At 49.1% G+C, this 12,409-nt stretch carries 12 protein-coding genes; 10 read left to right on the top strand and 2 right to left on the bottom strand.

What is annotated here, in order from left to right; translation table 11 throughout:
- Positions 1–42: 42 nt before the first annotated feature.
- The 7 genes from GJ688_RS04540 (at position 43) to GJ688_RS04510 (ending at position 6,074) form a co-directional block, all read left to right on the top strand.
- Complete coding sequence (locus GJ688_RS04540) at positions 43–900, top strand: methionine ABC transporter ATP-binding protein (RefSeq protein WP_155475360.1); 858 nt, start codon at positions 43–45, stop codon at positions 898–900.
- On the top strand, positions 890–1,558 hold the full coding sequence (locus GJ688_RS04535; protein WP_155475359.1) for a methionine ABC transporter permease: 669 nt from the start codon (positions 890–892) through the stop codon (positions 1,556–1,558). Before GJ688_RS04540 ends, GJ688_RS04535 begins: the two co-directional genes overlap by 11 nt.
- Positions 1,559–1,621: 63 nt before the next feature.
- Complete coding sequence (locus tag GJ688_RS04530) at positions 1,622–2,449, top strand: MetQ/NlpA family ABC transporter substrate-binding protein (protein WP_155475358.1); 828 nt, start codon at positions 1,622–1,624, stop codon at positions 2,447–2,449.
- Positions 2,450–2,729: 280 nt separating this feature from the next.
- The gene (locus GJ688_RS04525) at positions 2,730–3,554 is read left to right on the top strand and encodes an ABC transporter ATP-binding protein (protein ID WP_155475357.1); all 825 of its coding nucleotides are present in this window, start codon (positions 2,730–2,732) and stop codon (positions 3,552–3,554) included.
- A gap of 51 nt (positions 3,555–3,605) precedes the next feature.
- Positions 3,606–4,610 (top strand): ABC transporter permease, encoded by a 1,005-nt coding sequence (locus GJ688_RS04520; protein ID WP_155475356.1) that lies wholly within the window; start codon positions 3,606–3,608, stop codon positions 4,608–4,610.
- Positions 4,611–4,665: 55 nt separating this feature from the next.
- Positions 4,666–5,676: an ABC transporter substrate-binding protein gene (locus GJ688_RS04515; RefSeq protein WP_155475355.1), complete on the top strand. Its 1,011-nt coding sequence runs from the start codon at positions 4,666–4,668 to the stop codon at positions 5,674–5,676.
- A gap of 77 nt (positions 5,677–5,753) precedes the next feature.
- Positions 5,754–6,074: a NifB/NifX family molybdenum-iron cluster-binding protein gene (locus GJ688_RS04510; protein WP_170291661.1), complete on the top strand. Its 321-nt coding sequence runs from the start codon at positions 5,754–5,756 to the stop codon at positions 6,072–6,074.
- 134 nt (positions 6,075–6,208) lie between these two features.
- Here the strand turns inward: GJ688_RS04510 and GJ688_RS04505 are convergent, their stop codons facing one another.
- Positions 6,209–7,567, bottom strand: a complete 1,359-nt coding sequence (locus GJ688_RS04505; RefSeq protein WP_155475354.1) for a nitrogenase component 1 — start codon at positions 7,565–7,567, stop codon at positions 6,209–6,211.
- A 3-nt stretch (positions 7,568–7,570) separates the two neighbouring features.
- On the bottom strand, positions 7,571–9,100 hold the full coding sequence (locus tag GJ688_RS04500) for a nitrogenase component 1 (protein WP_155475353.1): 1,530 nt from the start codon (positions 9,098–9,100) through the stop codon (positions 7,571–7,573).
- A gap of 520 nt (positions 9,101–9,620) precedes the next feature.
- Here GJ688_RS04500 and GJ688_RS04495 point away from each other — a divergent pair.
- From GJ688_RS04495 to cysK, 3 genes are read left to right on the top strand one after another with little or no spacing between them, the layout of a single operon-like run.
- Entirely contained in the window at positions 9,621–10,526 is a 906-nt protein-coding gene (locus tag GJ688_RS04495) for a radical SAM protein (protein ID WP_155475352.1), read from the top strand.
- Positions 10,527–10,556: 30 nt separating this feature from the next.
- Positions 10,557–11,435 (top strand): nitrogenase iron protein, encoded by an 879-nt coding sequence (gene nifH, locus GJ688_RS04490; protein WP_155475351.1) that lies wholly within the window; start codon positions 10,557–10,559, stop codon positions 11,433–11,435.
- A gap of 42 nt (positions 11,436–11,477) precedes the next feature.
- Entirely contained in the window at positions 11,478–12,404 is a 927-nt protein-coding gene (cysK, locus tag GJ688_RS04485; protein WP_155475350.1) for a cysteine synthase A, read from the top strand.
- The last annotated feature ends 5 nt before the right edge of the window (positions 12,405–12,409 follow it).

Raw genomic sequence — 12,409 nt, 5'->3', positions numbered from 1 at the left:
GTGGTTACACTTCGGTTTTTTTATGGAAAGGAGGAGGATCGATTGCTCACAGTCCGGAACCTGCGAAAGACATTTGTTACCCCTCAAGGATCTCTGGAGGCTATTAAGGATGTTTCATTCCAGGTAGAAAAAGGGGAGATCTTTGGGGTCATCGGGTTCAGTGGTGCAGGTAAATCGACGCTGATCCGGTGTCTGAACCGCCTCGAGGAACCCGATTCCGGCCAAATCTTCATCAACGGTCGAGACATTACCTTGTTAGCAGGGCAATCGCTGCGAGAAGCCCGCAAAAAGATCGGCATGATCTTTCAGCACTTCAATCTCTTCGATTCTCGAACGGTCTGGAAAAACATTTCCTTTCCGATGGAAGTGGCCCGCCTTCCCACTCGCGAGATCGCGAAACGGGTGGAGAAACTACTGGAAGTGGTCGGACTTGTCGATAAAGCTGATGCTTATCCAGCGCAATTGAGCGGCGGCCAGAAACAACGAGTCGGTATTGCGCGGGCGTTGGCGATGGAACCGGAACTGCTGCTCATCGATGAAGCGACGTCCGCTTTAGATCCCCTTACCACCCGGTCGATACTGAAGCTCCTACAAGACATCAATCGACAAAGCGGAGTGACTGTCGTTCTGATTACCCATGAGATGGATGTGGTTCGGCAAATTTGTCATCGCGTAGCCGTCATGGAAGAAGGACGACTGGTTGAAATGGGGGATGTGCAAGAGGTATTCAACGAACCGAAGAGCAAAACGACCCAACTATTTCTACAGCAGATGATTTTTAATAGTAAGGAAAATGACAAGAATTCAAGCTCCGCTGGGATCGAAAGGGCTTTTGGCGCCCGGTCTGGCCCCTGTGAAGGTGCGGTTTTAATCGGGGAGGTGAATCGATATGCAGGATGACCTATGGCTATTGCTTCTAACCGGCACTGAAGAGACGCTCTATATGGTCGCTTTATCGACCCTATTGGCGATCCTTTTAGGTTTGCCGCTTGGGGTAACGCTCGTCGTAACTGCGCCGGGTCATGTGCTTCCAGTTCCCACGGTACATAAGTTTCTCGGGGCGCTAATTAATGCCACACGGTCCTTTCCCTTTATCATCTTGATCGTGATTCTTCTGCCGCTGTCTCGATTGCTTGTCGGAACCACTTTAGGCGCAACGGCCGCCGTAATACCGCTGGCGATTGGTTCGGCTCCTTTTTTGGCACGGATCATAGAGAACTGCCTAAAAGAAGTGGAACTAGGAAAAGTAGAAGCGGCGATCGCTATGGGGGCACAGCCTATGGAGATTGTCGCTAAGGTGCTGATTCCGGAAGCGACAGCATCGCTGATCCGGGGTCTAACGTTAGCCATCATCACGATTACCAGTTTTACGGCGACGGCTGGAGCGATTGGCGCCGGTGGGCTCGGGAGCCTCGCGATTCGCTATGGATATCTCCGTTACCGTGACGACGTTATGTTGGCCACCATCTTGACACTCATCATTTTGGTTCAGGGGATGCAGTGGCTGGGAAACCGCGTAGCATTGGCTGTTGAGCATAGGAGATATCGGTTTAAATAAGCTAGAAACTGTTGTGGAACGAAGGAATATTAAAAAAGTTAAACGAGTAGGAGAGATGAATCAATGAAAAAGAAGATCACCATTGGCCTCGCTGCTATTCTCTTGGCGACCGGTTTACTGACAGGGTGCAGTAAAAGTAGTCCATCGGCAAGTACACCTAACGGTACGCCAGCATCTCACGTCTTAAAAGTCGGTGCAGCAGTGGTACCCCATTCAGAAATCCTTAACTTTATCAAACCGAAGCTAAAAGAACAGGGCATCGATTTAAATGTTGTGGTACTCGACGATGAAGGGCAACTGAATCCGGCTCTCGCCGAAAGACAAATTGACGCCAACTACTTTCAACATGTTCCTTACCTGGAATCAGTATCGAAAGAAAAAGGTTATTCCTTTGCCGTCGCCTCGAAAGTACATGTAGAGCCTATCGGTTTTTATTCACAAAAACATAAGTCTACCTCACTACCTGATAAAGCCACGATCGCAATTCCCAATAACCCTTCCAATGAATACCGAGCGCTGGTGCTGTTACAGAAGAACGGCTTGATCAAGTTGCGAGAAGGTATCGCTAATTACCAAGCGACCCCTCGAGATATCACCGAAAATCCGAAACAATTAAAATTTGTCGAGGTGGATGCGGCCCAACTGACACGGACACTGCCAGATGTGGACGGAGCCGTTATTAATACCAACTATGTACTCGAAGCGAAACTGGATCCGAATAGTGCATTATTCCGTGAAGAAGCCGATTCTCCTTATGCCAATGTCGTTGTCGTTCGCAAAGGCGATGAAACCCGTGAAGACATTAAGCAACTGGACGCGGCACTGCGTTCTCCGGAAGTAAAGAAGTTTCTGCAAGAAAAGTATCAAGGGGCCGTAGTTCCGGCTTTCTAAGTCATTGACTTTAGAGATGGTTACTTTTGAAAAAATAAGGTTTCCGAGGTTATCGAAGGCCAGGTTAAATACCCTGGCTATTTTACGCTCTGAAATTTTTGCATTGACATTATTTTACGTGACAAGTAAAATTACATATGTAAATCGAAATACTCGGATTTAAGCTTTGTGCCGACCGGATATACCAGAGGCTGAGGCAAAACGTTCCGCGATGGGCGTTTTCCTCGGCTTTTTTTATTCTCAAGAATAAGGTGAAGCTAATGATTAGGAGCGTGACAGGATGAACAGGGTGACTGCAGAAAAAACCGAAGGAATCGTGCCGGTACAGGAAGCCGGACGGATTCGTGTACAAAATGTGAGCCGTTTTTTTCTTCAAGATTCGGGGCCCGATGTAATCGCACTCAACAACGTAAATTTAGACATCGAACCGGGAAAATTTTATTCACTTTTGGGGCCGAGCGGATGCGGAAAGTCAACGTTGATGCGAATTATTGCCGGCTTAGATGAGGCTACGTTAGGGACAATTACGTTGGATGAGGAACCGATCAGGGGCCCTCACTTTTTGCGGGGTATGGTATTCCAGGATCCGACCTTGTTTCCCTGGAAGACGATTGAAGAGAACATCGCCTCCGGATTGGAAGCACGGGGAATTCTCAAGGAAAAGAAGCATGAGGTCCAGGAGTACATCCGACTCGTCGGTCTCGAAGGGTTTGAAAAGGTTTATCCCCATCAGATATCTGGGGGGATGGCCCAGCGGGCTTCGCTGGCGAGAGCGCTGGTGAATCACCCAAAGGTATTATTGATGGATGAACCACTGGGAGCACTGGACGCGTTTACACGCATGCAGATGCAAGAAGAGATCCTCCGCATCTGGCAGTCTCGGGGCACGACGATTGTCTTTGTAACCCACGATATTGATGAATCCGTCTATTTAAGCGATAAGATTGTGATCATGACGCCCCGGCCTGGAAAAATCAAAGAAGTCATCGATGTCCCCTTGGGTCGTCCCCGCAGTCGAAATCATCCTGACTTCTGGCGGATTCGCTCACGTATTTTACGAATATTTGGTTTTTCCCCGGACTTTGCAGATAGCTATCATATCTAGTCAAAAGGCTGCGAAAAGAAAAGCCCTGATAAAAAAGAGAGGTTGAGCAACATGGCTGTAACCCAACCGGTATCAAGAGGTGTCCCGGGAGAGGAACGACACCGAATCCCCATCAAAACCCTATTGATTTATCTTTTACCGTTATTGTTATTGGGGATATTCTGGGCGGAATATACCTTTTTACCGAATGCACAGACGTTTACTAAAAAGAAGTATTTAGCGGCAGCCTTTCCTTATTTCGTCGGTCTTTATCTCGTAGTTTTCGGAGTAGGCCTATTCAAGAAAAATTTTCGCCAAAAACTAACCTATCGCTCGCCCCTGATTTCCGGTGCGATTGGCTTTCTTATCCTCTGGGACCTGGTGACCTTGAAAATGGGATTATTACCGTTGCCCCAATTCCCCTCCCCAGGAGCTGTGGTGGCTGCATTAGTCAGTGATGCAGAAGTGCTATTTGTCAGCCTGTACCATTCACTGGGCCTTTTATTTACCGGTTACTTTTTGGGATTACTCTTTGGACTTCCGACCGGGATCCTGATGGGTTGGTTTTCTACTATCAATTACTGGCTCTCTCCCATTCTACGTTTTATTGGGCCGCTCCCGGCGACTGCGTGGATCCCTGTGGCAATGGTTATCTTTCCGACCAGCTTCGTCGCCAGTGTTTTTCTGGTCGCATTGGCTGCCTGGTTTCCGATCACCATTATGACATGGTCCGGTATATCGAATGTAAACAAATCTTATTATGAAGTGGCCCGGACACTCGGTGCAAATGTACGTTACTTGATCTTCAAAGTGGCGATACCGGCATCATTACCCTCGGTTTTTGTCGGATTGTTTATGGGGCTAGGTTCCGCTTTTGCAACATTGGTGGTTGCCGAACTACTTGGCGTCAAATCTGGGTTGGGTTGGTATGTAGCCTGGGCTCAAGGATGGGCCGAATACGCTAAGGTGTGGGCGGCCTTGGTCATTATGGCCGTTATGTTTTCCGGTACCACTTCCCTGCTCTTTCGGGTTAGGGATAGAGTTCTTGTCTGGCAAAAGGGAATTATCAAGTGGTAAGGACTTACTACACCGGGTTGAAACAAAAAAGGATGTGGAAAAGGGGGTAGTACGGATGCTTGGAAAGCGAAAGTGGCTAGTCGCGACTTGTCTTGTAAGCCTACTCATGAGTGTAGTCCTTTCTGGTTGCGGATCTTCGCAAAAGGCGACACAAGCGGGAACGGATGGAGCATTGAAAAAAGTCACCATCGGTTACGTTGGTAGCACCTGTGAAGCGGCTATCTTCACGGCCTTTGAGAAGGGATTCTACCAAGAAGAAGGGCTCGATGTAGAATTGATCAAGGGAGATTTTGAGGCAAACAAAAACAGCATATCGACCGGTAAGATTGATGCCGTCGGTGGACTGGTCATGTCCTGGATTAAGCCTTTGGAATCAGGGTTGGATGCCAAATTCACGACGGGTATTCACACCGGTTGTGTCTATACTCTGGTTCCCGCAAAATCGGGCCTTACGAAAGCCAAAGATTTTAAAGGGAAGCGGGTCGGTGTGGACCAAATGGGTGGCAGCGCCATGATGTTGCTGGCCCGCGAGTTGGTCAACAATGGCGTCGATTACAAAAACGATGTGCAGTGGCGCGTTTATCCGAAAACAGAACTGGAATTGGCTTTAGACAAAGGTGAGATTGACGCCATCGCCGTTGGGGAGCCCTTTGGCACGATGCTCAAGGAAAAGCCTGAAAAATTTTCTGTCTTTATCGATTCAGCGGTAACTCCGCCCTATAAAGACGAGTATTGTTGCTTACTGTTAGTCAGCGGCAAACTGATCAAGGAAGATTCAGACACGGCCGCTCGCATCACTCGCGCCGCCATGAAAGGCGCTCAATACGTGAAAGACAACCCGAAGGAAATTGGTCAGTTAATCGTCGATAAGAAATACGTCGGTGGAACTCCGGAGATTAACATTAAAATCTTGTCCCAGTTCAACTATGTGCCATCGGTGGACGGCGGTGAACGGGCCGTGCAGACGGCAGCGGAAGAAGCGAAAAAGATCAAATTCCTCGACGAAGCCACCGATCCGAGTGAACTGGCCAAACAGATCTTCGTCCGTTTACCAGGTGTGCAGTAAGCCTAACTTAACTAGCCTATGCCTTATGTCAGTTAAGACTGTCCGATAAATCCAGATAAGAGCAGGGGGATGGTATAGTGTCTCACAAAGTCGCCGTCGCCAGCAGCGACGGCAAAGTGGTAAACCGTCATTTTGGTCATGCTGACAAGTTTTTAATCTTTGAAGTGGACGAAAAGACCTTTTGCTTCCTGGAAGTGAGAGAAACGGTGCCCTATTGTCAGAACCAGAGCCACGGCGCCAGTTCTGCAGCGTTAGATGCGCTTGCAGACTGCAAAGCCGTACTCGTCAGCAGGATCGGACCTGGGGCCAGAGAAGAATTAAAATCGCGCGGAGTCGAATCATGGGTCATTACTGATTTTATTGAAAGCGCCTTAATGCAATACGTACAAAGGCATTGATAGGATGGTCATATAGCGCGATTGAAATAACCTGTTTTGCGAAAAAGAGTTTTGAACCAAATCAGTTCAAAACTCTTTTTTCACTTTATAAAATTGGCTGCGATAACGGAATCGAACCACTAACCTTCTTTATGTCAGGCACTCGCCCCCACCGTAGTCGTATAAATCTTTTCTAGAAGAGTGAGTGCGCCACGATACCCGATATAGGAACGCGATAGAACAACTTCGTAGGATGTGGGGAAGCCCACTTCGACGATGGAAGTCTTTAATTCCTTTGCCAGGTCTCGCTCCCAGGTGGTGCCGAAGATGATTGGGGGCTTGTGTCCGAAATGAGTCTTCCGGATGAGTTGGTGAATTATGTAGCTGTCCTCTTCGAATTCCACATTGGTCGACACATCCTCGGCTATCGTCCGGTATTGTTCACGGATCCCTTCGCGGAACTCTTCTGGTGGGTTCTCGGTAATGATCTGCTTACCGGGAATGACCCCTAACTGGTTGACCAAGAATTTGGTCAGGGCAAGATTATAGGCACTGTCTCCGACGACGACAAATTTGGCCGGTAATCCCCACCAGTACTCGGCATAGAAGTCAGAGAAGTCTTCGAGGTAGCGGTAATAAGTCGCCTCTTCTTTTTCAATGAAGGATTCTGCTTTTGCCGTATCCAGGCCGGCAAAATCGGTCACTTTACGCAAGAAGGCACTGGTCTCTTTTGCCCCGATGGGTATGACAGGGACATGCAGGTACGGCTGCCCGTATTTCTGTTCGAGGTGCTTGGCTGTCTGAAGTCCTAACCAAGGCGAAAGAACCAAGTTAAACTGCGCTTTAGGGATATCCCTCCACTCGGAAACACCTTGGGATTCATGACCAAAAAGGATGTTCACCTTAAGTCCGATACCTTCCAGGATGCGTTTGATTTCCGTTAAATCGCCCCGCCAGAAGGTATTATGGTACGGAAGGAGCGACCAGACGTTAACGGAAGCACGCTCCCGAGGTCCCTCATAATCGCCGACATACTGATCGATAATCGCCCGCGTGACCAGTTCGTGACCGGTAAAATTGTTCCCCTTAAATCCGCCTGTCTCCGCAAAAACAATGGGTACACCCTGAGTTTGAAACTCCTTTACAACCGATCCCACGTCGTCACCGACTAGATCGGAGATGCAGCCAGTGAGCACGACAAACAGGTCAGCATCGAGAATTGTAAGGGACGATGCGATCAATTCTCTTAATCGTTCAGCTCCGCCAAAGACGACTTCCTTTTCTGTAGCGTTTGTGCTCGGGACGACAGCGCCACCGCCGTATCCTCCGCCTTGAAAACCGTTGTAGAAAGCCACGTTCATAAACTGTTTATCGGCACAGCCGGGTCCGCAATGGGTGATGGGGATCACACGGGGAATAGCGGACGCGCTATGCATGGCTGCAATGGCGCAGACATAGCGTATCTGTTGGATCGAGTTCGTCTTTCTGATATTTTTCTCTTCGTTTATCGACATACTTTACTCCTCCGTATGCAATGAATTGTTTTGTCTGGCCAGGATAAATGGGTCCTTCTGGTCCAACCACTCTCTTTTGTAGGGCAGCCGAGTGTGAGCAGCCAGATCTTCGTGAAACTTCTTGTGTGCCAAAATTTCCAAGATGGTTTCTCCCAAATTGAGCATCCCCTGATAGCCCAGGGCGTGGTGCTCATCACCGAGAGGAGCTGCCGGGATACCTAGTCGCGAGGCTAACGGGGCCAAGCCATTGTGGCGTATCAGAATAAAGTCCGGTTTTACTCGCTGCAACAGTCCGTAAAATTGATATTGCTGGCGGTTACTCACGCTAAAGGAAGGGACATCTCCGTAGTTATCGACCAAATGGGAGAGGGAATCTTGCCGGGGATCCTGACTGTCATAGATCGGATCATGGTGAAAGACGAGGGAACCGTCCACCTCAATCCCCAGTTCCCGAAGGACAGCGATCAATCCATGGGCATAGGCGGAACCAGTAGCCACATACCCTTTCTTTCCTTTTAACTGCTTGCGCAGTTCCTCCAGTTGCGGCTTGACCCGCTCATGTTCCTTGGCAATATAAGCTTCAGCCAGTTCTTCGCGGTGGGTAACCCGTGCCAGTTCACGGATCCAAGCGTCGGTTCCGGCAAAGCCATATGGTTGAGGGGCTTTGATTTCGGGAACACCGAATTGTTGTTCTAAGGCAGCCCCTAGGTATGAAGACAGGGTATGGCAGAAGCCGACTGTGGCAGCGGCTTCGGAGAGTTGTTCCAGATCCTCCACTGTCGCCATATCGACGACATAGTTGACGCGAAGTCCCAATTCAGCGAGCATGGGTGTAAAGACGTCAGAACCCCAGAGATTGATGACATTCACGAGGTCTTCTTGTTTCTTTGGATTTTTGCGTACGATTTGCCGTACGATACCATGTTGTGTAGCATCGAACCCTGTACTCCAGTGTTTGGATTTGAAGCCTTCGCAGTGTAGTGGAATCACAGGAATTTGAAGCTCAGCCTCTAAACGGCTGGCGACACTATCGATATCATCGCCGATGATGCCGGTGGCACAGGAAGTACCGATAAAGATCGCTTTGGGATGATTCCGTTCCCAGGCGTCCCGAATCGACTGTTCGAGTTTGTCAACGCCTCCGAAGACCATGTCCGATTCTTGAAGGTTGGTGCAGATTAGGCGAAGGTTTTCGACGGGTAAATTGCGCATGGCAAGACCGTTGCGATAGATCGAGTTATAGATAACCTGTCCAGCTCCACAACCGATGGGAGAATGCTGAATCAGCACAGCGTCCCGTACGTTGCCGGCTTGGCATTCGACCATCTGTTCGCTGCACACCGATCCTTGAGTAAATGGGCCTTGCAATTCACAGAGCCTGCGAGCTTTATCGCCACAACCGGAACCACAGCTGCCCCGTCCGTAGGCGGACTCTTTGGACAGCTCTGACGCTTTTCCATCCCAGGCGATGATCGTCCCGAGCCGCTGTTCCCGGCTCTCAACGACTGGTGTATCGAGATTGATCTTCTTCATGGTCCTTCCTCCATTTCATAAAAAAACAGAGGCAAATATTCTTTCTGATCTCAGAAAGATATCTGCCTCTGGATTTTCCAGTCAGCTCCATGATCTTTTTAAAGTAGCAATATAGGCAAAAGGAAAAAAGAAATGAGTAGAAAATTCTAAACAAGCGCAGGCAAAAACTGTATTATGAAAATTAAGTTAAACTTATCATGGGAGTTAAAGGTTGTCAAGAAATAGTTCTTGTTGAAAACAACTCCTAAAAGATAATAGGGGGACGTGATCGCAGGTGCGGCTTATGCTTTTCTTACAGTAGTTCAAGTTAGTTTTTGATAAAAACCCCCAAAAGTCTCTGGGAGATAAACAACAAAATTCTTTATATTGACAAATGAGAATCGAGAATGTAGTATATGTAATATCCCAAGATTTGAATAACAAAGGCTCACTAGACAGACTAGAGGCCGAGGTGTACCGCCCGTATGGCGTGTATCCTCGGCCTTTTTATTTTGTCCGGCCTGCAGAAAGGAGGAGCACGATGACTGGGTCTTTGGATGACGGTAAATCAAAGCGCGAAACCCCAAGATATGATCATCTGGTTCGAAAACATCCCTGTTTTAACGGAGAAGCCCACGTCAAGTTTGGACGAATCCACCTGCCAGTCAGTCCGGCATGTAATATCCAATGCCGCTACTGCCGTCGGGGTTATAACAAGTGGGAACAACGACCAGGGGTCAGTCGAGGAGTGCTTACTCCGGAAGAGGCGTTACTTACGCTGGAAAGGGCACTGGAGCTTTGCCCGGAAATTACCGTAGCGGGTATTGCGGGTCCTGGCGACACCTTAGCTACGGATCATGCATTAGAAGCTTTTCGCTTAATCCATCGCCGATATCCGCAAATCATCAACTGTCTCAGTACCAACGGCTTGCTTCTTGCGGAAAAAGCTGAGCAAATCGCCCAGGCGGGAGTGGTAACCTTAACGGTCACTGTGAATGCGATTGACCCTGTGATTGCCGCCCAAATTTACGAAGAGGTCCGTTTTGATGGGAAACGGCAACAAGGGGAAGCGGCAGCAGCGCACTTAATCAGGGCCCAGCTAGCCGGGATTGAAGCAGCGGCCCGTCTCGGCCTTAGCGTTAAAGTTAATGTGGTCCTGATCCCTGGTATCAACGATGGACATATCGGTGAAGTGGCTCGGGTAACCGACGAAGCAGGCGCTTCGAACTTCAACATCATTCCCCTGATTCCGCAGTATGAGTTCCAAAACCACCGGCCTCCCGATTGCCAAGAACTACAAGCGGCTCGAGAAGCTGCGGAAACCTACTTACCTGTTTTCAGGCATTGTCGACATTGCCGTGCCGATGCCTGCGGTATTCCTGGAAAAGGAATCGATCTAGCGGGGCAATTATATGACCGACCCATGGAGACGTTTTCTCACGGGTAATTACAATGATGAGAAAGGGGTTTCATAAGAATGGCCAACAAGAAGATTAAACAAATTGCGATCTACGGAAAAGGTGGAATTGGCAAGTCAACGACGACATCCAATATCAGTGCCGCATTGGTCGACGCTGGTTACAAAGTGATGCAAGTCGGCTGCGATCCGAAGAGTGATTCCACCAATACACTTCGGGGGGGCAAATATATTCCAACCATTCTCGATACACTTCGGGAAAAGAACAACGTGAAACTCGATGAAGTGGTCTTTGAAGGATTCGGTGGCATTTATTGCGTCGAAGCAGGCGGCCCGGCGCCTGGTGTCGGATGCGCAGGCCGGGGGATTATTACAGCGGTGCAACTGCTGAAACAACATCGCGCTTTTGAAGAACTGGATCTTGACTATGTGATCTATGACGTTCTGGGTGACGTAGTTTGCGGCGGCTTTGCCGTACCGGTCCGGGAAGGGATTGCCGAGCACGTCTTTACCGTCTCATCGGCAGATTTTATGGCTGTGTATGCCGCAAACAACCTGTTTAAAGGGATTCAAAAGTATTCAAAATCTGGCGGTGCCCTTCTGGGTGGTGTGATCGCCAACTCCATCAATGCACCCTACGCGAAGGCCATCATCGATGATTTTGTCCAGCAAACGAAGACCCAAGTCATCGAGTATGTACCTCGTTCGGTCACCGTCACCCAAGCAGAACTGCAAGGGAAGACCACGATTGAGGCGGCGCCTCATTCAGAACAAGCTGGTGTATACCGCCGATTGGCTGAAAAAATTGCCAACCACACTGAATCTAAAATCCCTTCTCCATTAGATGTGAAGGAATTGCGGGAATGGGCTGCCAAGTGGGCCGACCACCTGCTGGCTTTGGAAACAGGCGAAGTTCGCAGCCCGGCGGCCGCTATTTAAAGCGGCATTGCTTTGAACTAAAAAATAAGGGGGAGAACAAAGATGGCAAAGATTGCCGAAAACTTGACCGACTTGATCGGAAAAACACCGCTGGTACGATTGAACCGCCTTTCCAAGGAAGCGGTCGCCCAAGTGGTCGTCAAACTGGAGTATTTTAACCCAGCCGGAAGTGTCAAAGATCGTATTGGCTATGCCATGATCAAAGCGGCAGAAGAGCAGGGTCTAATTAACAAGGACACGGTGATCATTGAACCGACAAGTGGCAATACGGGAATTGCCTTGGCATTTGTGGCTGCTGCCCGGGGATACCGCCTAATTCTGACGATGCCGGAAACCATGAGTATAGAGCGCCGGAATCTGCTGCAAGCCTATGGGGCAGAACTTGTTCTTACCCCCGGTTCAGAAGGAATGAAAGGTGCGATCCGACGAGCTGAGGAACTCGCTGCCCAGATCCCGAACTCTTTTATCCCGCAGCAGTTCAATAACCCGGCAAATCCTCAAATACACCGGGTCACAACGGCGGAAGAGATTTGGAATGATACCGATGGAAAGGTCCACATTGTGGTCGGAGGGGTCGGTACCGGAGGTACGATTACCGGCATCGGCGAGGTACTGAAAAAACGTAAATCTGATATTCAAGTAGTGGCTGTGGAGCCGTTCGATTCGCCGGTGCTATCTGGTGGAGATCCTGGTGCACACAAAATTCAAGGAATAGGTGCTGGTTTTGTTCCTAAAGTATTGAACTTGGAAACCGTTGACGAAATCGTAAAAGTAAAAAATGAGGACGCCTTTGAAGCGAGCCGTCAACTTGCTCGCCAAGAAGGGATTTTAGTTGGCATATCTTCCGGAGCGGCAACCTTTGCGGCGCTACAAATCGCCAAACGCCCGGAAAATGCCGGAAAACTGATCGTAGTGGTGTTACCCGATACAGGGGAGCGGTATTTGAGCGCATCCTTGTTCGATGAATAGTTTGC

The sequence above is a fragment of the Heliobacterium mobile genome (assembly GCF_009720735.1).
Taxonomy (GTDB): domain Bacteria; phylum Bacillota; class Desulfitobacteriia; order Heliobacteriales; family Heliobacteriaceae; genus Heliobacterium; species Heliobacterium mobile.
This window is presented reverse-complemented; position numbering and strand designations above follow the sequence as displayed.